Raw genomic sequence first — 21,403 nt, 5'->3', positions numbered from 1 at the left:
TTCATTCCTCCCGGGTCAGGAGTCCGGGATCCGCACAGATGTACTCGTCTCGGACGAGCTGTTCGTCGACGACCTGCAGGCCGAGTTCGTCCAGTTCGCGGCTGATGCGGTCCAGATCGTCGTGATCGAGGCCGAGGGCGTTGACGTAGACGTTTCGCTCCCCCGTCATCACCTCCCGCACCGCGGTGACACCCTCGATCTCGCGGGCCCGCTTTGCGAGGGCGTCGCGCCTGGCAATCGGAGCTGTGCAGATGATCTTCGTGTAGAGTGGATAGCCCGCGGCGTCGTAATCCACGTCGACGTAATACCCCCGAATGATTCCTTCTTCCTCGAGTTTTGCGAGCCGAGTCCTGACGGTACTGGCCGAGATGTCGAGCCGGTCGGCTACCTCGCTCGAGGAGGTGTGGCGGGCGGCCCCCTGTAAGGCACCGATGATCCGGCGATCGATCGCATCGAGGCTCCCATCCTTCATTGTACAGGTCACCGAGCGGGGGCGGGTTAACTTGCCCGGCCCGAGTCGTGTGGCCTGGCCCAGTCGTGAAACCAGACCCGCCTCGACAGATCGGGGAAAAGCAACGGCCACAATGAACGAACCGTTACTGCTATCCATGTATTTATAGTGATCCGTTCGTAAATTCACTCGAACACACGCCGGTCCGGATCGGCACTTTCTCTCTCATGATCCACACCACCGTCCTCTCGATGAGCCACGGACATTCGAACCGTCCCGCAGGTTTCAGTTCGGACGAAATTGGGGGTGTGCTCCGGGAATGAAGGAACTCGAACGCGACCTCGGCCTCCCGGCCGTCCTGGCGATCAGCATCGGAGCGATGGTCGGGAGCGGGATCTTCATCCTCCCGGGCCTCGCCCTGAAGATGGCCGGGCCGGCAGTCATCCTGGCCTACCTGCTCGCCGGATTGCTCGTTTTGCCCGCCGCGCTCAGCAAGTCCGAGATGGCGACTGCGATGCCCGAATCCGGGGGCACCTACCTGTACATCGAGCGCGGAATGGGCCCGCTGCTGGGAACGATCGCCGGCGTCGGGACCTGGTTCTCGCTCACGTTCAAGGGGGCACTCGCGCTCATCGGCGGCGCGCCGTATCTCGTCCTGCTCTTCGATCTCCCCGTCAAACCCGTCGCGCTGGTGGCCGGGTTCGTTCTGATCGTGATCAACATCGTCGGGGTGAAACAGACCGGTCGACTCCAGGTCGCGATCGTCGTCGTCATGCTGGCCGCGCTCACCTGGTTCGTGGCCGGGAGTGCGACGGCGATCGATCCCGTGAGCTACGGCGGCTTCTTCGACAGCGGTCTGAACGGCTTGCTCGCCGCGACCGGTTTCGTCTTCGTCTCGTATGCCGGGGTGACCAAGGTCGCCAGCGTCGCCGAGGAGATCGAGAACCCGGACCGGAACATCCCGCTCGGGATCCTGGGCTCGCTTGCCTTCACGACCGCGCTGTACGTCGCGCTGGTCGTGGTCATGGTCGGGGTCGTCCCGGCCGCCGACCTGATGGGCTCGAACATCCCGATGGCCCTGGCTGCGGAGGCCACGCTCCCTGGCATCGGGATCTTCGCAGTGATTCTGGCGGCGGTCATCGCCCTGATCAGCACCGCGAACGCCGGAATCCTCTCCTCCTCGCGGTATCCGCTGGCGATGAGCCGGGACGCGTTGGCGCCGCCGACGTTCACCAGGGTCAGCGACCGGTTTGGCACCCCACTCAACGCGATCACGCTCACCGGGGCCATGCTGCTTTTCATGGTGGCCTTTGTCCCGATCCAGGAGATCGCGAAACTGGCCAGTGCCTTTCAGATCCTGGTCTTCGTCCTCGTCAACATCGCGCTGATCGCCTTCCGCGAGGCCGATCCCGACAGCTACGAACCCAGTTTCCGCACCCCGCTGTACCCGGTGCCACAGCTGTTCGGGATCGTCGGCGGCATCGTGTTGATCCCGTTCATGGGTCTGATCCCCCTGGTGGGCGCGGTACTGATCGTCCTGGGCTCGATGGCCTGGTACTACACCTACGTGCGCACCCAGAGTGAAATCGAGCGCGAGGGGGCGGTCACAGACGCCGTTCGCCAGCAGCTGGGCAAAGAGACCCTCGAACACACCGAAGCCATGATGACATCGCCGGGCAGCTACGACGTCCTGGTGGCCGTCACCGAGAGCACCCCGGTCGAGCGCGAGCGGACCCTGTTGGCCATCGCGGAGGCCATCGCGAGCGCACAGGACAGTTCGATCCGGGCGACGCGGTTCGACGAGGTGCCCGACCAGTTGCCCCTGGGCACCGCGAGTGACCGGCCGATATCCGGGGACAAGTCCTTCGAGGAGCGGATGGCCGAGTTCGCCTCTCAGACAGCGGTGCCTATGGAGTATGGCACGGCCGCCTCCCACGACACGAAACACGCGATCGTCAATCACGCCGATCACCACGATCTCGACGCGATACTGATGGAGCGGCGGGGCGAACAGCACCATACCTCGGTGTTCGGGAGTGACGTGGGGTGGATCAAGCGCCACACCGAACGGGACGTCATCGAGGTCGAGGATCGGGGCCTGGCCGACATCGACCGGGTCTCGCTGGTCACCGACTGTGGACACGGCGACGCGACGAAACTCCTGATCGCGGAGGCCCTCGCGGCGACCTATGGCGCGGATCTCGAACTGCTGGCCGCAGTCGAGCCAACCGCGACCGACCCGAAACGGGCCACCACCAGCGAGCACCTCGAGGAGATGGCCAGTCACGTTTCTGTCCCGGTCCAGACCCGTCTCATCGAGGCCGAAGATCGGCCCGCAGGATTGATCGAGGCCACCCGAGGGACCGGCCTGCTGGTCACCTGTGCGGGCCCGACAGGCCTCCGTGGGGCGTTACTCGGGCGACCGGAAGACCGGCTGATCGTCGGGAGCGACGCGACGGCCGTCGCGATCACCACCGGTGGGGCCCGTCCCAGTCGGCTGCGGCGATTCCTTGGGAACCGGGTCTTCTGACGGCCCGGGCTTCGTAGCGCTTATTGGGCGGTGATCGGAAGCGAATCCACATGTCAGACTTTGGCGCGCTCTCCCTCGTGCCCCCGCTGTTAGCGATCCTCCTGGCGATCGTCACACGAAAGGCCGTGTTGTCACTCTTCCTCGGCGTCTGGGTCGGGGGAGTCATCTACACCGGCGGGCTCGGGGTCGGCCAGACCTTTACCTGGATCGCGTCGGCCCTCGGCGACAGCGTCTTTCACGCACAGGTCGTGATCTTTCTGTTGCTCCTGGGTTCGGCCGTCGCGATGATCTGGCGGATCGGCGGCTCGTATGCCGTTCGGGACTGGACCATGGACCACCTCGACAGCCAGCGGAAAGCCGGCGTCGTGGCCTGGCTGTTGGGTATCGCGATGTTCTTCGACGATTACGCCAACACGGCCATCGTCGGGAGCAGCGTGAAAGACGTCTCCGACCGGCTCAAGATCTCCCGGGAGAAACTCTCCTACATCGTCGACTCGACGGCGGCCCCGGTCTCGACGCTGGGCATCTCTTCCTGGGTCGCCTATCAGCTCACGATGATCGAGGAGGGCTATGCGGCGACTGACCTCGCCGCAAGCGAGATCCCCGACGCCTTCGAGGTGTTCCTCCAGTCGATTCCCTTCAACATGTACGCCATCCTCGCCATCGTGATGGTCGGCATCGTGGTCCTCTCGGGGCGGGACTACGGCGAGATGCTGGGGGCCGAACATCGGGCCGCGACGACCGGACTCGTGAGTCGGGAAGAGGCCCGACCGATGCAGGATGTCGCCGCCGAACTGGGCGAACCCGACGTGACCAATCCCCGGTTGCGTTCCTTTTTCCTCCCGATCGCGGTGCTCATCGTTGTCACACTTGGATCGGGACTGTACACGGGCTACCAGCCGGGCGCCACGCTCCAGGAGATGTTCACCGGCGGGGACTATGCGATGGCCCTGATCTTCGGGTCCTTCGCGATGGTCGTCTCGACGTATCTGTTGGCCTGGTTCGACGGCCACCTGACGCTGAGCGAGAGTGTTGATGCCACCATCGACGGTTTCTCCCTCATGCTCACCGCGGTGACGATCCTCGTCCTGGCCTGGTCGATCGGCAACGTCGCGAACGACCTGGGGACCGGGACGTACGTCGCCGGCATCGCCACACAAACCCTCTCCCCGGCGGTGTTACCCGCCGTCGTGCTTTTCGTCACGGGCTTTGTCGCTTTCTCGATGGGGAGTGCCTGGGCCGCCATGAGCATCATGACGCCCATCGTGATTCCGGTGGCCTGGGAACTCGCCGGCACGCACACCATGGTCGCCGTGGTCGTCGGGATGGTCTTCTCGGGGGCGATCTTCGGCGATCACACCTCGCCGATCTCGGACACCACGGTCCTCTCCGCGACCTTCACCGGCGCTGACCTGATCGACCACGTGCGCACGCAACTCTACTATGCGATCACCGTCGCCGTGGTTACCGCGTCCCTGATGGTCGTCTGGGGCGTGACCCGCATCTCGCCGCTGGTTCTCCTGGTGGTCGGTGTCGTGGTCCTGACCGGCCTGGTCTATGCCCTCTCGGCTCTCGACGCGCGGCGTCGATCCATCGACCCGGTCCAGACCCCAGCCGAATCCACCGACGACTGACCTACCACTGCTTCGATAGCTCGATCGGCGTCCCGATCGACGATTCAGGGTCGTTTCGGTGCCCGTTTGTCCATGAACATTTATGACAATGCGGCCGTTTTGTCAAGTCGTAATGTTTCGTCGCAACCGAATCTTCGAGCGGACCGAGACGACGCCGTCGATCACCGCAGGCCTCACGCGTGGCGTTCGGTTGCTTCGAAACCACCTGTCCGAGTGGCCGCGACGCTACGTGGAGATGCGAATCGGCGGCCGGATCGAGTGATTACCCGATCCGGACCGTGAGCACCGGCGCAGTCGCGTGTCGAACCACCTTCTCGGCGACGCTACCCAGCAGGTAGTGGTCGATCCCCGTCCGCCCGTGAGTACCCATGACGATCAGGTCCACGTCCGCCCGGTCGGCGTGTTCGAGAATGACCTTGTGGGGAACCCCAGACTCGACGTATCGGTCAACGGCGATGTCGGCGGGGAGTTGGGCTGTGGCCTCCTCGACGACTGTTTCGGCGCGTTCCCGTTCGGTCTCGCTCCAGACCGACTCCCCGAGGCCCATGTTCGGCCCCTCGAAGCGGTTGCGCGTGTCCAGCACCGAGACGACGTGGACGGTCGCGTCGTACTGTTCAGCCAGCGACCCCACGTGGGCCGCGAGCTGGTCGGTCCCCTCGCTGCCGTCGGTCGGGAAGAGGATGTCCTGATACATCTCAGAACCCACTCGCCATGAGGAACAGTGCGATCGAGATCACCGTGAACAGGCCAGCAATACCGGTTTGGATCGTCTCCGTGTTGAGGGCGTTCGAGACGTAGGGAGCGATCTGCCCGCCGGTAACCGTCGCTGGGACGGTGAACACGACCATGTTCCAGGGCGTCGAGGCGATGCTCATCGCGTGGCCGCCGGGGATGAACGACCCGCCAAAGACGTGCACGACCGAGGCGATGATAGCGGTACTCGCCACGACGATGTGGTTGGTACCGATGGCCACCCGGGTCGGCACCTCGGTCCGGAGCTGGGAGATGATGCCCAGTTCGCCGATGCCGAAGCCGGCCAGACCCTGGAACGTCCCGCCGACGCTGTAGTTCAGGAACCGTTCGAGGTAGCCCGACCAGGAGTACTGGTAGGTGTCACCCTCGCGGTCGACCCGCGTGACCTGGCCGTCCTCGTCGGCCTCGACCCCGGCGGGACCGAGTTTACCGGCGTCGTCGGGAAGCTCCTCGATACCCCCGTCGGCCACGGCTTCCTGGACGCCTGACTCGGTGGAGGTCTCGTGGCTCATGTCGGCCTTCTTCATGAGGTAGGCCGCCGCGAGCAGCGCGACCCCCAGGGCGGCATGGAAGACCGCCTCCGGAATGAAAAAGGAGAGCACCGCGCCGCCCACGACGAAAGGCACGCTGCCCCCGACCAGCGTCAGGGCCAGTCGGCGGTCGACCAGCCCGTACTGGATGAACGCGAAGGTCGAACTCGACAGGCCGAAGGACTCGCTGATCAGCCCGACCTTGACCAGCGTCTCCGGCTCCAGGGGATGGGCCAGAAGCGGGAAGATGAAGATGAAAAACGGCACGAACAGCGCCGAACCGCTGATCCCGGCGGTGTTCACCGTAGTCGCCCCCAGCAGGAAGAACGGGAACAGCCACCAGTACTCGAGCCAGTAGGAGAAGCCTGCATCCGCCGGGGTCGGCGCAGCGGTGAGCACCACGAGGACGAACAGCGCCGGCGCCAGGAACACGAAGACGTGCTGGTACTTCAGGAACGCCTTCTGGAGTCGGGTAGTTGGCTTCGGACTCATTGGCACTTACAGCGAGAAGTGAGTGGGCTGCTCGGTCGCGGCTGGCGAGCAAACCGACGAATTGTCAGGAGACCGACCTTCGCAATCGATCGAGTAGTGCCGGATGGACATTCAGGAAAACCCCCGGACAGTGTGGGTTCGGTTTGGGCGCGCATCGATCGGCTGGCAGCGAATGCGGGACATGACGTGACCCGCGGCTATCAATTCCCCACCCATAAATGCTGTGAGAGCAGCGAGACGTTTGCCCATCGGGTGCAACACAGGTCACACGGCAGCCAATTCCGACCCTGGCACAGCTAAAGCGCATCGGTTTCGCCACCGTTTACCGAAAACCGCCCGACTGCACCAGGTCCACTCCTGGGTTAACAGCCACCTACCGTCCTACCGCTCCTGATTTCCCTCGATGAATTCGGCAATACCAACGGTAACGATCCTCACACTTCATCTTCGCTGGTCGCCTATGAATAAGCGTCTCACCTACTGGAAGTTGGAATGGGTGAGCAGAGATAACCATGACAGATCCAGGGAAATACGAGGGGGAGGGAATCGACCGCCGAACACTACTCAAGGGGACTGCGACACTCGCCGGGGCGGGACTGATCGGCGTTCCGATGCTGAGCGGGAGCGCCACAGCAAAGCGGCCTGCGAATCGGACACCGTGTCACCAGGAGTTCGCTTGCAGCGAGGACGGCACCGACGTCAAGTTCGAGTTCGTCATCGTGGAAGACGACGAGGGGAACGTTTTGGATTGCTACTTCGAGGAGGAGACGGACACCGGATTGCTCGAGATCACGGATTGGGAACACAAACCCGGCGAGCCCTGTGAGCCCATCGCCGTGGAGTGGAGCTCGGACACACACATCGCAACCAAGGTGCTGGCCTTCGGTGGCAGAGACTGCGAGCTCGTCGAGGATCCGGGCGAATCCTATCGCGCGGACGGGGAGGGTGAAGCCGGTCTGGACACCCCCAGTGGGCAGACGGCCGCGATCAGCAACCTCCAGTTCTGTGTCGAGGAGGCTCCGTTCCCGGCGTGTCCGTTCTACGGGACGACCCGGTCGGACCCCACCGCGATCAACAGCATCCAGTACGATCCCGGGCTCGGACAGATCGTGGAGACGTCGATCGGGGACATCCCCGATGACTTCGCGGACAGTAACTACCCGAACGGCGTGGCCTTCGACGACGCGAACGACGTCTGGTACTTCGCCGAGAAGAACGGCGCCCTCAAGACGATGAACGAGGACGGTATGCTTGGAATCGAGGAGTACGGCGTCATCACGCCGGGCAACGAGTCGATCGCCGGGGCCGCGTTCCGGGACGACCTCGCGGAGTACCTGTTCATCCCGAACGGGACAAACCGACTCATGGCCGCGTCCATCGCGGGCGGCAGCGTGACGACTCGGGACGTCGCCACCCTGAATTGGTCGGTCGGGCTCGGGGACCTCGCGATCAACCGGGCTGAAGACGTCCTGTATGTCAGCACGACCAGCTCGAACACTGTCGGCGCGCTGTTCTTCAGCGTCGATCTGCAGGATCCGACCACCCAGACGCTGATCGCCAGCGAGGCGGACGGCGACCGGACCCAGTTCGCGATCAAGTCCCAGATCGCCTTCGACGCGGACGAGACCCTCTGGGCGCACAACGCGGGCACCGGCGACTGGAGAACGGTGACCGACCTCACCACGGGCGCACTGAGCGACGTGGTCGCGACGACCCGGGAGTACACCGACCTCGCCCGCTGTGGGTTCGCGGAGTACAGCCAGGCCTGATCGAGGCAGTCACTGGAAAAGGGTGATAGTCCCACCAGGATTCGAACCTGGGTCGTTGCCCCCAGAAGGCAACAGGATTGGCCACTACCCCATGGGACTTCGTTTCACTCGCCCCATGTGCATCGCAAACCTGACGGTTTGCTCAACCCCATGGGACTTCACCCGACCCTATTCGACGGTCGCCCTTAACCGTTCCGCGTTCGACTCACGAACCGCCGTTTCGCTACACTTTTGGGACTCATCACAGACTCTCGGGACGATGTACATCGGTCGCTTCATCGTCGTCGGCCCGGAGATCGCCGCCTATCGGGTCTCCTCGCGATCGTTTCCCAACCGTGAGATCGTCGAGCGCGGGGACACCCTGACCGTGCGGCCGACCGCCGAGGCCCCCGAGTCGGACAATCCCTACATCTCCTATAACTGTGTCAAACCGGGCGGGGACTCGATGGTCGTCGGCAACGGCTCGCACGTCGATCCCATCGCCGAGAAACTCGACCTGGGGTACCCGCCCCGGGACGCCCTCGTTTCCGGGCTGTTCGCCCTCGACTACGAGAAAGACGACTACGACACACCTCGTATCGCCGGCGTGGTCGGCGAGGAGGCGTACATCGGGATCGTCCGCCGGGACGCCCTGCTGGTGCGCTCGGTGACAGAGCCGACCCTGGTCGCGACCTACGAGAAAGACGCCCCCGAATCCTACGACTTCGCGGCGACCGACGCCGAGACCGCCGCCGAGGCGGTCTACGAGGCTGACTTCGAGCACGCCGTCGCCGCGGCCGGCGTTTCGCGTTCTGGAGACGAGTTCGAACGGGCCGTCCACAACGGGAACTAACCCCGTTCGGCTGGTAGGGCCGTCCATGAAGGTCGGGCTCATCTCGGACATCCACGCGAACCGGGTGGCGCTCGAAGCCGTGCTGGACGACATGCCCCCAGTCGATCTGATCCTCTGTGCCGGGGATCTGGTCGGGTACAATCCCTGGCCGGCAGCCGTAATCGAGACGATCCGCGAGCAGGAGATCCCCTGCGTGCAGGGCAATCACGATCGGATGGTCGCCTCGGGACGAAATTTTCCCGGGAACGAGATGGCCCGGGCCGGCGTTCGACTGGCCAGAGAGCAGCTTTCGGCCGATCAGATCGCCTTCCTCGACGGCCTGCCGACCGAGCGACACGTTTTCGACGGCCGGGTGAAAGTCGTGCACGGCCACCCGGCGGACCCGGATCACTACACCTACCCGGAGGAGTTCGGGCCGGATCTGCTCGGCGAGGAGTCTGTCCTCGTCCTCGGCCACACCCACGTACAGCACGTCGCGGAGACTTCCGAGGGCGTGATCGTCAACCCCGGGAGCGTGGGCCAACCCCGGGATCGGGACCCCAGAGCGGCCTACGCGGTGCTGGATCTCGATTCTATCTCTGTCGAGGCCCGTCGAGTGTCCTACGACATCCCTCAGGTCGAGCAGGCCACAATCGAAGCCGGGTTGCCACGGTCGACGGCCACCCGCTTGCGTGACGGCCGGTAGCTCAGACGGGTTTCAGTTCCGCGGAGAAGTGCCGGAGTTCCTCGTTTGGCGGTTCGGCGACGATCTCGTAGCCGGGGACCGAATCAGCCGTCTCCAGGACTGCCGCCGCCGTCTCGACGACGTGATCGATGTGTTCGCGGTGATAGGTCCGCCGAGGGAGCGCGAGGCGAACCAGTTCCGGTCGGTCGGTGCCGGGAAACGCAAAGCTCCCGAGTTCCACGGCCCGCACACCGCCCTGGCGGTACAGTTCGACCACCAGGGCCTGGCCCGGGAACTGGGATGCCGGCACCTCGGGCACCATCTTCTCGGCGTCGAGGTAGACGGCGTGGCCGCCGACTGGCTGGTAGATCGGGACCCCGGCCGCATCGAGTGCGTCGCCCAGCGCCTGGGTCTGTCCCACCCGCTGAGTCACGTACTCGTCCTCGACGGCCTCGCGGAGCCCGACTGCCAGGGCCTCAAGATCCCGGCCGGCCATCCCGCCGTAGGTCGTAAAGCCCTCGTAGAGGATCGCCCGCTGTTTGACCTGTTCGAACAGGTCGGGATCCCGGACGGCCACGAACCCGCCGATGTTGGTGATGCCGTCTTTCTTGGCGCTCATGACCACCGCGTCGGCATACGAGAGCTGTTCGCGGGCGATCTCGGCGACACTCGCGTTCGCGAACTCCGCCTCGCGCTGTTTGACGAAGTGTGCGTTCTCGGCGAACCGGCAGGCATCGACGACCAGCGGCACGTCGAGTTCCTCGGCCAGCGCACTCGCCTCGCGGGTGTTTTCGACACTGACGGGCTGACCCGCCGCGGAGTTGTTGGTGATCGTCAACACGATCGCCGGGATCGACTCGGCCCCGTGCTCATCGGCGAGTGCCCGCACGCAGTCGAGATCGAGATTGCCCTTGAAGTCGCCGGGGGCGTCCGGATCCATGGCATCCTCGACCGGACAGTCCACCGGGTTCGCGCCCGCGTTCGCGACGTGTGCACGCGTGGTGTCGAAATGGGTGTTGTTCGGGACCACGTCGCCGTCCTCGAACAGCGTCCCGTAGAGGACGTTCTCCGCGCCTCGGCCCTGGTGAGCGGGAACGACGTGTTCGAAGCCCATGACCGATTCGACGGCGTCCTCGAAGGCGCTGAAACTCGAACTCCCCGCGTAGGCCTCGTCGCCGCGAAAGAGGGCGGCCCACTGCTCGTCGCTCATGGTGCCGGTCCCGCTGTCGGTCAACAGGTCGATGTACACGGCTTCGGCGTCGAGGTTGAACACGTTGTAGCCGGCCGCCTCGATGGCCGTCTCGCGTTCCTCGCGAGGCGGAAGCCGGGTACTGCTCACCATCTTCGAGAGATACGAGCGCATAGGCTGTGTGAGGGATGGCGACCCCTAACTCTTCCTGGGGATTCGTGTGCGTAAGTGCAAATTCGGCGTCGGCGTCGGGCGAATCTGATCAGCAAAGCCCGGATCTGTCGGTGTGCCACTATCGTTATATTGCGGGCTCGAAAAAGCCGGGCCATGGCCCAGCGGAAACCAGCGTGGCTCCGGGCTGAGCTCTCCGGAGTCGATCGACAGCACCACGCCGTTCACGAGACCGTCGCGGATCGGGACCTGAACACCGTCTGTGAGGGAGCCTCCTGCCCCAATCGCGAGGAGTGCTGGTCCCAGGAGCGCACCGCCTCGTTCATGATCCTCGGGGACACCTGCACGCGGGACTGTTCGTTCTGTGACGTGCCAACCGGGTCACCGAGTCCGCCTGACCCGACAGAGCCCGATCGACTGGCCGGGGCGGTCGAGGACCTGGATCTCTCCTATGTGGTCCTCACCTCGGTCGACCGGGACGACCTGCCCGACGGCGGCGCTGAACACTTCGCTGACTGCATTCGTGCCGTCCGCGAGCGAAATCCCGAAACCACCATCGAGGTACTCATTCCCGATTTCATGGGCTCGACCGACGCCCTGCGCACCATCGTCCGGGCCGGCCCCGACGTGATCGGGCACAACCTGGAGACGGTTCGCCGGCTCCAGGGCGAGCTCAGGGATCCACGAGCGGCCTATTATCAGTCCCTGTCGGTACTCGAAGGCGTAAAGAAACTCGATGAGACCATCTTCACGAAAAGCGCCCTCATGGTCGGGTTCGGGGAAACCGAAGCCGAGGTCACCGACGCGATGGACGATCTGCGGGGCGCGGCCGTCGACTTGCTCACCATCGGACAGTACCTGCGGCCCTCCGCCGACCACCCGGAAGTACAGGAGTACGTTCCACCCGAGCAGTTCGAGGCCTACCGCGAGTACGGCGAGGCGCAGGGATTCAAATACGTCGCCGCGGCTCCGACCGTCCGGTCCTCCTATCGAGCCGGTGAGCTCTGGGTCGAGAACGCCCTCGACGACGGGGTCGAACCTGATCGCCTCTAGCGGTCGCGATTCCAGGCGTCGGTCCGGTACTTCTCCTCGGCCAGCGTCTCGGCCCGGTCGAGTTCCGCAGCGCGATAGTCGTCGATTCGATAGTCTCGGCCGGCGGTAAACGCCTCGATCATCGCCGATCGAAGGTCTTCCATCGAGGCGTCGCTCACCGAGCTAACGGTGGCGACCCGATTTCGGGCGGCCTCGACGGCTTTGTCTGCCAGTTTTTCCTCGTCGACGGACAGGGCCGTGAACATCTCTTCGGGGTCGAGATCATAGAGGAGTGTCCCGTGCTGGAGCAACACGCCGTTTCGGCGGGTCTGGGCGTTCCCCGAGAGCTTCCGACCGTCGTACTCGATGTCGTTGATCGGCGCGAAGTCGGCATCGATGCCCAGGCGGTCGAACCCGTCGAGGACCCGCTCGCAGATCTCCCGGTAGCTCGCCTCGATGGCCGCCGAATAGTTCTCTTCGGGGGCGATCACCGAGTAGGTGAGCTCCCCGGTCGGGTCGTGGTAGACCGCCCCGCCCCCAGTTCGGCGACGGACGTAGTCGATGTTGGCCGACTCACAGGCCTCGATATCGACCTCACGTTCGAGGGACTGGAAGTAGCCGATACTTACCGCTGCGGGCTCCCAGCGATAGAACCTGATGACCGGATCCGCGCCCTCGGCGACCCGCTCCTGGATCGCCTGATCGAGTGCCATGTTACTCGCCGCGTCGAACTGCCCCTCCTGAACGAGTCGCCAGGTCACGGGCCACCACATCCCCGGTCCGCCCTGTCACTGCAAGCCATGGACGGGCTCGTGCTGGAAGCCGAAAAAGGATAGCGATCCTCGAGATATCGGGCTCGCACCGAAATGTCGAACTTGCTGGCCGTCACACTCCCGGTCGATGGCGGAGCGAGAAGACGGGCTCAAAGCCGCGATGGCTGGGGCGGTGCGGGGGATGGGAAAGGCCCTTCCGATCATTCTCAGCGTCGTTTTCCTGTTGGGACTGTTCCGGACGTTCGTCTCGCCGGCGCAGCTTCAGGCAGTCTTCACCGGGTCCGGTGGGCTCGATATGCTCCTCGGCACCGTTTCGGGGAGTCTCTCGACGGGGAACGCCGTGACGAGTTACGTCATCGGCGGGGAGCTACTGTCAGACGGTGTTCGACTCGAGGCCGTTACCGCTTTCCTCGTCGCCTGGGTCACCGTCGGCCTCGTTCAGCTCCCCGCGGAGGCGGCGTTGTTGGGTCGCCGCTTCGCACTGGTTCGGAACGCGACGAGCGCCCTGAGCGCGATTCTGGTGGCCATCGTAACCGTTCGACTCGTGGGGGGTTTCGCGTGACCGATTCAGCCAGGAACCCCGGAGCGGCCTCGGCCCGGCCCAGTGGGATCTACGCCCTCATCGCCGTTGGCTTGCTCTATCTTTTCAGTTTCAGCTTCGACCCCGCCGGGACACGGGCGGCACTCGATCAGAGTCTGGCCATCCTCGGCCGGATCGCCCCGGTGCTGGTCGGGGTAACTGTCCTCGTCGGACTGAGCAAGTACGCCCTCGGACCACAGGTCGTCGCTCGGTACGTCGGTGCCGAATCGGGCTGGGTGGGCTATCTACTCGCTGCCCTCGGCGGGTTGCTCAGCCACGGCCCGGTCTACGCCTGGTATGCGCTGCTTCGGGATTTCCAGGACGAGGGTATGCGAAACGGGCTGATCGCCGTGTTCCTCTACAACCGGGCGATCAAACTCCCGCTGCTCCCGCTCTTTCTATATTACTTCGAGGTCGAATTTGCCGTCGTGCTCGGGGCCGTAATGATCGTCGTCTCGGTCGGTCAGGGGTTCGTCGTCGATCGCCTGGCTCCGAATTAATGCCGGTCGGGGCTGATGGGACGCACGTAGAAGGTTTCCGCGTCGTACTCGAGTTCGATCAGTTCGCCCGCATCGAGGAGGTCCTCGACAACCGACCAGTCGGCGTCCTCGCGGTCCAGCAAGGCCGACACCTGGGAGGCCCGCATGGGGTGGACCGCCGTCACGCCCAGCAGGTCGGTCCGGGGATCGCCCGTGCTAGCGAAAGTATCTCCCTCCGCACCGATCAGATACTCCACGTCATCGACGTACTCGGAGAAGGTCCGATAGGCCCGGGTAACTTCGGCTTCGTCGGGTGGCTCCACCCACTCCTCGTCGGGGGGGGGGGGGGGGACAGCCACGAATGCGGTGTCTGGGGCGATTTCCCCGACGAGTTCCGCAGTTGGTTCGACCGCGGCCCCGTCGTTGACTCCGGCGACGAGCATCGTTTCGGTCGTCAACGTGCCCTCGAAGTCACGAGCGAATCGCACTATGCCGTCCCGGACCGCCTCGAAGTCGACCGCCCCGTGCGGGCGGTCGACCTGCGTCCAGACCTCGTGATCGGCGGCATCGACCTTGACCGAGAGCCAGTCGGCCCGGGCGAGATCCGCACGGACCGATTCCAGCCGGAGGAGCGACCCGTTGGTGATAACCGCGACGTCCACGGGAAAGCGTTGTAATCGGTCGATCGTCTCGCCAAGGTTGGCATCCAGGGTCGGCTCCCCGTCGGGGACAAAGGTGACGTAGTCGACTGTCTCCTCGGGCCCGAGCGCCGCGAGTCGGTCCTCGATCGCCGACTCGATTTCCGCGGGGTCGAAAAACGCCTGGCGGTCCGTCTCGGGGTTAGTCGTCGAACCGAGCTGACAGTACACACAGGCGTAGGTGCAGGTCGTGGGCGGGACGTTGTTGATGCCGAGACTCTGTCCGAGTCGACGTGACGGAACGGGGCCGTATGCGAGTTCCATGAGACACTGGACCCGTAGCGGGTCCACGACCGGCCGTAGGGGATCAAAAGCCATTGGTGTGGCGGTCGTTCCCACGACCGTCCCACGAGTTCAAAACGCGTTCTGGACGATCTCCAGGGCCTTCTCGCGGTCCGCCCAGGGGACGAAGGCCGCAACGGATGTGGCACTCGTGATCACGTCGACCAGGTTGATGTGAGCTCCGGCCAGCGGGCCGACGATATCCTGAACGACACCGGGTTGATCCGGGAACTCGGTCCCCAGGACCCGAATGACGGCGATGTCCTCGGTAACGGTGACACTGGAGAGGGTGTTGGTCTTGAGGATCTTGTCGTGGAGGACGTTCTCGGCGGTGTCAGCGACGTCCACCCCGACGTAGAACGTGATGGAGTCCATTCCCGAGGCCACCGCGTCGACGTTGATGTCGGCCTCGTAGAGCGCCCCCGAGAGTTTGTGGAGAATCCCCGGACTGGTTCGAATCGAACGGCCGGCGACGGTGAGACAGGCCAGTGGTTCCTCACGCATGTCGACCATGTGCTCGAACTTGCCCTCGATCGTGGTCCCCCCGGAGAGGATGTCCCGGTGCTGGTAGTGAATAACCCGGACGGTCAGGTCCTCGTCCTTGTAGCTGAGCGCGCTCGGGGCGACGACCTCGGCCCCCCGGAACGAGAGGTTTCGGAGTTCGTCGACGGTGATCTCCCCGACGTTCTGGGCCCCCTCGACGACGTTCGGGTCCCCGGTCATGACCCCTTCGACGTCGGTGACGATGACCACCTGGTCGGCGTCCATGTACTGCCCGAGCATGATGGCCGTCGTGTCGCTCCCACCGCGGCCGAGCGTGGTCATGTTGCCCTCGGGATCCTCCGCGAGGAATCCCGTGATTATCGGGACGACGTCCCCGAGTTTCCTGGAGAGGGCCTGGGCTCGCCGGCGGGTCTCCTCGGGGAGGACCTCGCCCAGTTCGTTCGTGACGACCGGCCAGTCGGGGTGGCCGGGTTCGACAAAGACACTGTCGATCCCTCTGGCGGTGAGCGCGGCCTTGAGGAGCCGAACACTGGTTCGTTCCCCCATCGAGACGATTTCGGCTTCGTCCCGGTCAGTCGCCTCGAACTCGATCGCGTCGAGGAGTTCGTCGGTCGTATCACCCATCGCACTCGCGACGACTGCGATCTCGTGGCCCGCCTCGGCAACCTCCGCAATAGAATCCGCGGCCCGGTCGATACGCTCGCCGCTGCCCAGACTCGTCCCGCCAAACTTGGTGACTACCCGCATACCAGATGCCTCCGTGCCGTGGTAGAGAGGTGCATAGGCTGGGGTAACGGATGGGTAATCATAACTGTGTCCTTCCTGTGCCGCCGGATTGGCCCCCGTTCGCAGGACAAAACGCGGGCTTCAGGCGAACTTCCGCACGGTTACCTCAAGGGTGTCCAGATCCAGAATCGGCGCGGTCCCCACGTCGGGGGAGATGTTGACGCTCCGCTGGAAAGCGGTCTGGCCCTGGAAACAGCCGGAGTTCACCAGTCTGACGTCGTTGTAAGCTCCGACACCGAGTTTGTGAACGTGGCCCGAGTGTACCACGTCCGGGATGTCTTCGATGACGAGATAGTCCTGTTTCTCCGGGGCGATCCGGTTCTTCCCACCGTACTTCGGGGCGACGTGGCGTTTCTTCAGGAGCTGGGCCATGGCCTGATCCGGCTGGTCGTAACTGACCTCCGGCATGGGGAGCTCCGCGACGAGTTCGTCCAGGGAGACGCCGTGATAGAGCAGGATCGAGACTCCCTCCAGGGTGACTGTCGAGGGATTGCTGTAGATATGGGCGTCGTGAGCTGACATGATCTTCCGCAGTTCGGGCTCGAAAGCCGGCTGGGGTTCGGCCAGTCGCACCGCGTCGTGGTTGCCGGGGACCATCACGATCTCCATGTCCCCGGGGACGGCCTTGAGCCGCTCCGAGAAGGCCTCGTACTGCTCGTAGATGTCGATAATATCGAGTTCCTCGTCCTGGTCGGGGTAGACCCCCACGCCCTCGACCATGTCCCCGGCGATCAGCAGGTACTCGACGGCGTCGGCCGCGGGTGAGTGCAGCCAGTCGGCGAAATCCGCCCAGGCCCCGTCGAGGAACTCCTGGCTCCCGACGTGGAGGTCACTCACCAGGGCGGCCTGCACGTGTCTGTCGGCGGTCGAGGGTTCGAACGTCCGGGGAACGTCGGGGAAAAAGAGGTCATCGACGAAGAGAATCCCGCCATCGTCGGAGAGCGTTCCCTGGACGGCGATGACTTCGTCGAGAAGGAGTTCCTCGACGGCCGAGGCGAACTCCCGGTCTTTCATCACCAACGCCGGGAAGGTTCCGTTCGTGTCCTCGAGTTCGACGAGCCAGTGCCCGTTTCGCGTCGAACGGATGTCGGTCACCAGCCCGATGAGCGCGCCCTCAGCGCCCCCGGGCATCGATTCGAGCGCGTCGGTCGGGCGGTGTTTGACCCGCCCGCGAAGCATGGCCGAAAGCCGTTCGTAGCGGTCCCGAAACACGGACACGAAGTCCTCGTACTCGCCGGTTCCAGTGCTCTCGCCGGTCATGTCCCCGTGGACGATGGGTTCAGCCGGGTCGCGGGGCGATCGATTTGACGCTTCCTGATCGGCCTGTTCGACCCCCGTTACTTCAGCTGCGGACGCGGCCGCTTTCGATCGATTTGTGCTTGTTTCCCCTCCACCCGAAACGGTGGTATCGTCGGTTCGGTGGGTGGCCCCGTTCAGGACCGCCCGTACCTCCCCGGCAGTGATAGTCACCGTCTCGGACTCGATCTGGTCGAGAAGGGCCTCGACGGCTCGGTCCGGGTCCGGCGCGCCGGCTAACAGCGTGACGGCTTCGCGATCGGCGTTGTAGCCGGCCGCGGTGAGCTGTTTCACGATCCGGACGGGCGACGCACGCGGCACGCAGCAAAGGAAGGGGACTTGCCCCAAAAGCATAGCGACTGCCCTCGCCGTGGGCATGGGAAGGTTGAAACCACAAACCACTGTACATCGGGCCATGGGTCGTGACGAGGGGACAAAAGAGACCAGGTGGGGCGATCGGCCCGAAGAGGAGGGCCGTTCCGATTCCCGTCACACACGCGGGCCCACGCGTCGTCGGTCCCAGGACACCCGTCCAGATCCACGTTCCAGCCCCCGAGCGGCGCTTACCTGGCTCGGGACGACAGATCACAGCACCGTGCAGTTCCTGCGAGAGATCGTCGTCAGTTTGCTGATCGTGGTTGCGGTCGGATTCGTCCTCTTTGCGATCAGCGGCGTGTGGCCACCGCTGGTCGCCGTCGAGAGCGACAGCATGGAGCCACACCTCCAGAAGGGCGATCTCGTGCTCGTGATGGACGAAAACCGGTTCGAGCCGGCATTCGCCGTCGGAGACACGGGCGTCGTCACGGCGGCGGCCGGGGCCGAAAACGATTACCACCGGTTCGGTGGGCCTGGTGACGTGATCGTCTATCGCCCCTCCGGTTCGGCCGCCGCGACACCGATCATCCATCGTGCGCATCTCTACGTCGAAGCCGACGAGAACTGGTACGATCGGGCCGACCCGGACGTAATCGACGCCAGTTCGTGTGCGGATCTGGCCGCCTGCCCGGCTCCCCACGCCGGGTTCATCACGAAGGGGGACAACCGGGTGACCAACGACTACTACGATCAGACCAGGGGCATCAGTACCGTCGTCGAGCCCGAGTGGGTCAAGGGACGGGCCGTCGTCCGGATTCCCTGGGTGGGCTGGATTCGACTCGTCGCCTCGGACCTGACGTTACCGGGGCTCTCGGCCACCCTCTTCGCTGGCGGCACAATCGGGATCGGCCCGGGTTCTCAATTAGCGTAAAGCGAGTAGAGAATCACGCCAAAGCCGATCACGGCGAGGGCGCTCTCGACCGTGATCGCCCACTCGCGTGTCATGACGAGAAACGTGTCGACGACCCCACCCAGCAGGGCCCCGAGCGTGACGATGCCGAACCCGACCGAGAGGAGCTTGAGGGGGCGGGCCTGGGTCCGGTTGTAGGCCCGGAACGCGTAGAACGTGATGAGCCCGCCCAGCAGCAGCGAGGCGCTTTTCAGGAGGACGATAAATCCCATCGGGTCGATCATGTTTCGCGTCGCACCTCCGCCCAGAGGGTTTCAAGCCGTTCGTCCGTCGACTCGGGCTGGCGCTGGATCGCGACCTCGATGTCGTGGTCCTCGTCGAGGCCGATCTGAACCCGTTCGAAGGCGACCTCGTACTGGGTCGTGTGGTGTCCATCCGACTGGATCACGGTCCGCTCGGAGAGCAACGAGGCCTCGGTGAGAATGTCGAGTTTCCGGTAGGTCGTCGAGAGCGGCAGATCGCAGTTCTCGGAGAGTTCTTTTGCCGTTCGCGGATCGTCCAGATGCTCGATGATCCGGCGGCAATCGCTGTCCTCGAGGGCGGCGAACACGGCCTGGGTATCGGGCGTGTCGACGTCCCTCAGCGGACCAGCTACCATCAATAAAAGGGTGGTGCCGTGAACCTAATAACTCCGTCGGCTGTCCGGTTCACGGAGCAATTCTGGTCGCTCAATTCGGCTCACTGCGGATGCTGGCGGAATTCTCGACCCGGAAAATGGGGGCTGCCGGTCAGTTGTGATCGCCATCGAAACGCGCCTGGAGGAACGGAGACACATCCCCCACGTCACCGATGCGTGAGTCCGCCTGCAGGACCGTCTCGGTCTCGTCGACCGGGACCGAGAGGCTGATCTCCTTGGTCCGGCCGTAACGACCCTTGCTCACCACGACCGCGTTGACGATCCCGAGCATGTCGAGTTCGCTGATGAGATCGGTGACCCGGCGCTGGGTCAACACGTCGGCGTCGATTTCGGTGCAAAGTCGCTTGTAGATGTTGTAGACCTCGCCGGTGTTGATGTTCCGCACCCCGTGTTTCTCGTGGAGGACGATGGCATAGAGGACGAGTTTCGACTGCGTGGGGAGGGTCCGGACGACCTCGACGACCCGATCGAGTTCGATCTTGTCCTGGGCCTTCCGAACGTGTTCCTCGGTGACCTGTTCGGCCTGTTCGCGTTCGGCGAGTTCCCCCGCGGTCCGGAGCAGATCGAGGGCACGTCGGGCGTCACCGTGCTCCTGAGCGGCAAACGCCGCACAGAGGGGAATAACATCCTCGGAGAGGGCATCGTCCTTGAAGGAGACGTCCGCCCGGTGGGTCAAAATGTCCCGGAGTTGGTTGGCGTCGTAGGGCGGGAAGACGATCTCCTCCTCGCCCAGGCTGGACTTGACTCGCGGGTCGAGGAAGTCAGTAAACTTCAGATCGTTCGAGATGCCGATGATCGAGACCCGTGAGTTCTCCAGTTCCGAGTTCATCCGGGAGAGATTATAAAGGACGTCGTCACCGCTTTTCTCGACGAGTTTGTCGATCTCGTCGAGCATGATGACCGCGACCCGCTCGACGTAGTCCACGGCCTCGAAGAACGTCGAGTACACCCGGTCGGTTGGCCACCCGGTCATCGGGACCGGCTCCATCTCGGCCCGATCGGCTTCGAGTCGGTCGATCTCGGCCTGGAGATCCCCGAGTGAATCGTAGTTCGAGTCCGCCAGGATGGCAGAATCCACGCGGGCACGCTCGTGGAGGTCCTCGAGATCGGTCAGTCGGTCCTCGACGTAGGCCTGGTTGCGTTCGATGAACGTGTTCGCGAGCTGAGCCAGGACTCGGTACTGGGTGTCGGTCACCTCACAGTTGATGTACTCGACTCGACAGGGGACGTCGTACTTCTCGGAGGTCGCCTCGAGCTCCTGGCTGACGAACTTCGCGCTCGCGGTCTTCCCGGTCCCGGTCTTCCCGTAGATGAGGATGTTCGAGGGCGTCTCCCCGCGGAGCGCGGCGACGAGGATCGTCGCCATCTTGTTGATCTGGTCGGTCCGATGTGGCAGTTCGTGTGGCGTATAGGAGGGACGGAGGACCTCCTTGTTCTCGAAGATGGGTTTGCCCGAGAGGAGATCGTCGAAGAGTCCCTGATCGGTCTCGGACTCGTCTTCGAGGACCTCGTCGAGATCCACCTCGAAGTCTCGTTCCGCCCCGTGTGTTTCCGATGTGTGGCCTTCCTCTTCCATGTGTCATGTCCCCCGGTTCGAGTGGGACAGCGGAGGATACCGGGTGGAAACGCATTGCAGCGCCCCGCTCCGGGCAATTAGAGGGGCCACACCAGGTACCTCCCCGTCCAGTTGATGCAGATGAAATCACGGATCTGGGACGGACAAAAAGGTATCGGTCCACCGGATCAGAACGGGAGCGAAACCGATCGGGTTTACCGACGACTGAGCGGGCGGTGAAACGGATTGTTCGACAGCAGATTAGTTGCAAAAACAATATTTTCAGGATATGGAGGGCTTAACGACTGGGATCGGGCGCGATTTCTCCCTAGCCCCCCACCCCTTCGTTTCGTGTGGAGCGACGAAACAGGGTGAGTGTCCCCCGCTACTGAACTAGGGAAGATTTATGGTGGTGATGTGAAAACAGTATCCGTAAACCAGTAAAGAAAACAGCCTATACTATTCTCGTTTACTGATAAAC

The 21,403-nt window shown here is 64.0% G+C and carries 21 protein-coding genes and 1 tRNA gene; 10 read left to right on the top strand and 12 right to left on the bottom strand.

What is annotated here, in order from left to right; genetic code table 11:
• Nucleotide 1: 1 nt before the first annotated feature.
• Nucleotides 2–472, bottom strand: a complete 471-nt coding sequence (locus tag HSR6_RS00105) for an Lrp/AsnC family transcriptional regulator (RefSeq protein ID WP_071932464.1) — start codon at nucleotides 470–472, stop codon at nucleotides 2–4.
• Nucleotides 473–770: 298 nt separating this feature from the next.
• Here HSR6_RS00105 and HSR6_RS00100 point away from each other — a divergent pair, with 298 nt between their 5' ends.
• The 3 genes from HSR6_RS00100 to HSR6_RS10945 all read left to right on the top strand — a co-directional run bounded on the left by HSR6_RS00100 (nucleotide 771) and on the right by HSR6_RS10945 (nucleotide 4,877).
• The gene (locus tag HSR6_RS00100) at nucleotides 771–2,981 is read left to right on the top strand and encodes an APC family permease (RefSeq protein WP_071932463.1); all 2,211 of its coding nucleotides are present in this window, start codon (nucleotides 771–773) and stop codon (nucleotides 2,979–2,981) included.
• Between the two features lie 50 nt (nucleotides 2,982–3,031).
• Complete coding sequence (locus HSR6_RS00095) at nucleotides 3,032–4,615, top strand: Na+/H+ antiporter NhaC family protein (protein ID WP_070364017.1); 1,584 nt, start codon at nucleotides 3,032–3,034, stop codon at nucleotides 4,613–4,615.
• A gap of 112 nt (nucleotides 4,616–4,727) precedes the next feature.
• Nucleotides 4,728–4,877, top strand: coding sequence for a hypothetical protein (locus HSR6_RS10945; protein ID WP_158514124.1), 150 nt, complete (start codon nucleotides 4,728–4,730; stop codon nucleotides 4,875–4,877).
• On the opposite strand, the gene HSR6_RS00090 is transcribed toward HSR6_RS10945, so the two are convergent.
• Together HSR6_RS00090 and HSR6_RS00085 are read right to left on the bottom strand one after the other, a co-directional pair.
• On the bottom strand, nucleotides 4,878–5,309 hold the full coding sequence (locus HSR6_RS00090; RefSeq protein WP_071932462.1) for a universal stress protein: 432 nt from the start codon (nucleotides 5,307–5,309) through the stop codon (nucleotides 4,878–4,880).
• A gap of 1 nt (nucleotide 5,310) precedes the next feature.
• Entirely contained in the window at nucleotides 5,311–6,390 is a 1,080-nt protein-coding gene (locus HSR6_RS00085) for a sulfite exporter TauE/SafE family protein (RefSeq protein ID WP_070364015.1), read from the bottom strand.
• Nucleotides 6,391–6,902: 512 nt separating this feature from the next.
• On the opposite strand from HSR6_RS00085, the gene HSR6_RS00080 reads away from it, so the two are divergent.
• On the top strand, nucleotides 6,903–8,159 hold the full coding sequence (locus HSR6_RS00080; protein ID WP_070364014.1) for a twin-arginine translocation signal domain-containing protein: 1,257 nt from the start codon (nucleotides 6,903–6,905) through the stop codon (nucleotides 8,157–8,159).
• 26 nt (nucleotides 8,160–8,185) lie between these two features.
• Here HSR6_RS00080 and HSR6_RS00075 read toward each other — a convergent pair.
• Nucleotides 8,186–8,258 (bottom strand) — tRNA-Gln (locus HSR6_RS00075).
• 160 nt (nucleotides 8,259–8,418) lie between these two features.
• Between HSR6_RS00075 and HSR6_RS00070 the strand changes: the two genes are divergently transcribed.
• Nucleotides 8,419–8,991 (top strand): IMP cyclohydrolase, encoded by a 573-nt coding sequence (locus tag HSR6_RS00070; protein ID WP_071932461.1) that lies wholly within the window; start codon nucleotides 8,419–8,421, stop codon nucleotides 8,989–8,991.
• Between the two features lie 25 nt (nucleotides 8,992–9,016).
• Nucleotides 9,017–9,676, top strand: a complete 660-nt coding sequence (locus HSR6_RS00065) for a metallophosphoesterase family protein (protein ID WP_071932460.1) — start codon at nucleotides 9,017–9,019, stop codon at nucleotides 9,674–9,676.
• A gap of 1 nt (nucleotide 9,677) precedes the next feature.
• Here HSR6_RS00065 and HSR6_RS00060 read toward each other — a convergent pair whose 3' ends face one another.
• A complete protein-coding gene (locus HSR6_RS00060) occupies nucleotides 9,678–11,018 on the bottom strand; it encodes a tryptophanase (RefSeq protein ID WP_071932459.1) in 1,341 nt (446 codons plus the stop codon).
• A gap of 129 nt (nucleotides 11,019–11,147) precedes the next feature.
• Between HSR6_RS00060 and lipA the strand changes: the two genes are divergently transcribed.
• Nucleotides 11,148–12,068, top strand: coding sequence for a lipoyl synthase (gene lipA / locus HSR6_RS00055; protein ID WP_257785455.1), 921 nt, complete (start codon nucleotides 11,148–11,150; stop codon nucleotides 12,066–12,068).
• On the opposite strand, the gene HSR6_RS00050 is transcribed toward lipA, so the two are convergent.
• Nucleotides 12,065–12,808, bottom strand: a complete 744-nt coding sequence (locus HSR6_RS00050) for a lipoate--protein ligase family protein (RefSeq protein ID WP_157754343.1) — start codon at nucleotides 12,806–12,808, stop codon at nucleotides 12,065–12,067. The two genes, lipA and HSR6_RS00050, sit on opposite strands and share 4 nt — an antisense overlap.
• A 139-nt stretch (nucleotides 12,809–12,947) precedes the next feature.
• Between HSR6_RS00050 and HSR6_RS00045 the strand changes: the two genes are divergently transcribed.
• Together HSR6_RS00045 and HSR6_RS00040 are read left to right on the top strand one after the other, a co-directional pair.
• On the top strand, nucleotides 12,948–13,382 hold the full coding sequence (locus tag HSR6_RS00045; protein ID WP_083258751.1) for a hypothetical protein: 435 nt from the start codon (nucleotides 12,948–12,950) through the stop codon (nucleotides 13,380–13,382).
• The gene (locus HSR6_RS00040) at nucleotides 13,379–13,900 is read left to right on the top strand and encodes a hypothetical protein (RefSeq protein ID WP_071932458.1); all 522 of its coding nucleotides are present in this window, start codon (nucleotides 13,379–13,381) and stop codon (nucleotides 13,898–13,900) included. The genes HSR6_RS00045 and HSR6_RS00040 overlap by 4 nt, the downstream gene beginning before the upstream one ends.
• Here HSR6_RS00040 and HSR6_RS00035 read toward each other — a convergent pair.
• From HSR6_RS00035 to HSR6_RS00025, 3 genes are all read right to left on the bottom strand, one after another.
• Nucleotides 13,897–14,868, bottom strand: coding sequence for a radical SAM protein (locus HSR6_RS00035; protein WP_199399063.1), 972 nt, complete (start codon nucleotides 14,866–14,868; stop codon nucleotides 13,897–13,899). The two genes, HSR6_RS00040 and HSR6_RS00035, sit on opposite strands and share 4 nt — an antisense overlap.
• Before the next feature lie 63 nt (nucleotides 14,869–14,931).
• Nucleotides 14,932–16,110 carry an aspartate kinase gene (locus HSR6_RS00030; RefSeq protein WP_070364007.1) on the bottom strand — a complete coding sequence of 393 codons (1,179 nt, stop codon included), beginning with the start codon at nucleotides 16,108–16,110 and terminating at the stop codon, nucleotides 14,932–14,934.
• A 120-nt stretch (nucleotides 16,111–16,230) separates the two neighbouring features.
• Complete coding sequence (locus HSR6_RS00025) at nucleotides 16,231–17,766, bottom strand: DNA-directed DNA polymerase II small subunit (protein ID WP_071932456.1); 1,536 nt, start codon at nucleotides 17,764–17,766, stop codon at nucleotides 16,231–16,233.
• A 94-nt stretch (nucleotides 17,767–17,860) separates the two neighbouring features.
• Here HSR6_RS00025 and HSR6_RS00020 point away from each other — a divergent pair, with 94 nt between their 5' ends.
• Nucleotides 17,861–18,691 (top strand): S26 family signal peptidase, encoded by an 831-nt coding sequence (locus HSR6_RS00020; protein WP_148661787.1) that lies wholly within the window; start codon nucleotides 17,861–17,863, stop codon nucleotides 18,689–18,691.
• Here the strand turns inward: HSR6_RS00020 and HSR6_RS00015 are convergent.
• From HSR6_RS00015 to HSR6_RS00005, 3 genes are all read right to left on the bottom strand, one after another.
• Nucleotides 18,679–18,954, bottom strand: coding sequence for a DUF7521 family protein (locus HSR6_RS00015; RefSeq protein ID WP_095532142.1), 276 nt, complete (start codon nucleotides 18,952–18,954; stop codon nucleotides 18,679–18,681). The two genes, HSR6_RS00020 and HSR6_RS00015, sit on opposite strands and share 13 nt — an antisense overlap.
• On the bottom strand, nucleotides 18,951–19,328 hold the full coding sequence (locus HSR6_RS00010; protein ID WP_070364005.1) for a winged helix-turn-helix domain-containing protein: 378 nt from the start codon (nucleotides 19,326–19,328) through the stop codon (nucleotides 18,951–18,953). The genes HSR6_RS00015 and HSR6_RS00010 overlap by 4 nt, the downstream gene beginning before the upstream one ends.
• A gap of 130 nt (nucleotides 19,329–19,458) precedes the next feature.
• Nucleotides 19,459–20,943, bottom strand: a complete 1,485-nt coding sequence (locus tag HSR6_RS00005) for a Cdc6/Cdc18 family protein (RefSeq protein WP_071932455.1) — start codon at nucleotides 20,941–20,943, stop codon at nucleotides 19,459–19,461.
• Nucleotides 20,944–21,403: the final 460 nt, after the last annotated feature.

Origin of the sequence: Halodesulfurarchaeum formicicum (assembly GCF_001886955.1) — an archaeon.
Lineage (GTDB): Archaea > Halobacteriota > Halobacteria > Halobacteriales > Halobacteriaceae > Halodesulfurarchaeum > Halodesulfurarchaeum formicicum.
This window is presented reverse-complemented; position numbering and strand designations above follow the sequence as displayed.

Coding starts and splice junctions, on each gene's coding strand:
- HSR6_RS00105 (WP_071932464.1), bottom strand. CDS start 472: ATGAAGGATGGGAGCCTCGATGCGATCGATCGCCGGATCATCGGTGCC.
- HSR6_RS00010 (WP_070364005.1), bottom strand. CDS start 19,328: ATGGTAGCTGGTCCGCTGAGGGACGTCGACACGCCCGATACCCAGGCC.
- HSR6_RS00080 (WP_070364014.1), top strand. CDS start 6,903: ATGACAGATCCAGGGAAATACGAGGGGGAGGGAATCGACCGCCGAACA.
- HSR6_RS00020 (WP_148661787.1), top strand. CDS start 17,861: ATGGGTCGTGACGAGGGGACAAAAGAGACCAGGTGGGGCGATCGGCCC.
- HSR6_RS00085 (WP_070364015.1), bottom strand. CDS start 6,390: ATGAGTCCGAAGCCAACTACCCGACTCCAGAAGGCGTTCCTGAAGTAC.
- HSR6_RS00005 (WP_071932455.1), bottom strand. CDS start 20,943: ATGGAAGAGGAAGGCCACACATCGGAAACACACGGGGCGGAACGAGAC.
- HSR6_RS00045 (WP_083258751.1), top strand. CDS start 12,948: ATGGCGGAGCGAGAAGACGGGCTCAAAGCCGCGATGGCTGGGGCGGTG.
- HSR6_RS00015 (WP_095532142.1), bottom strand. CDS start 18,954: ATGATCGACCCGATGGGATTTATCGTCCTCCTGAAAAGCGCCTCGCTG.
- HSR6_RS10945 (WP_158514124.1), top strand. CDS start 4,728: ATGTTTCGTCGCAACCGAATCTTCGAGCGGACCGAGACGACGCCGTCG.
- HSR6_RS00030 (WP_070364007.1), bottom strand. CDS start 16,110: ATGCGGGTAGTCACCAAGTTTGGCGGGACGAGTCTGGGCAGCGGCGAG.
- HSR6_RS00100 (WP_071932463.1), top strand. CDS start 771: ATGAAGGAACTCGAACGCGACCTCGGCCTCCCGGCCGTCCTGGCGATC.
- HSR6_RS00095 (WP_070364017.1), top strand. CDS start 3,032: ATGTCAGACTTTGGCGCGCTCTCCCTCGTGCCCCCGCTGTTAGCGATC.
- HSR6_RS00060 (WP_071932459.1), bottom strand. CDS start 11,018: ATGCGCTCGTATCTCTCGAAGATGGTGAGCAGTACCCGGCTTCCGCCT.
- HSR6_RS00090 (WP_071932462.1), bottom strand. CDS start 5,309: ATGTATCAGGACATCCTCTTCCCGACCGACGGCAGCGAGGGGACCGAC.
- HSR6_RS00070 (WP_071932461.1), top strand. CDS start 8,419: ATGTACATCGGTCGCTTCATCGTCGTCGGCCCGGAGATCGCCGCCTAT.
- HSR6_RS00065 (WP_071932460.1), top strand. CDS start 9,017: ATGAAGGTCGGGCTCATCTCGGACATCCACGCGAACCGGGTGGCGCTC.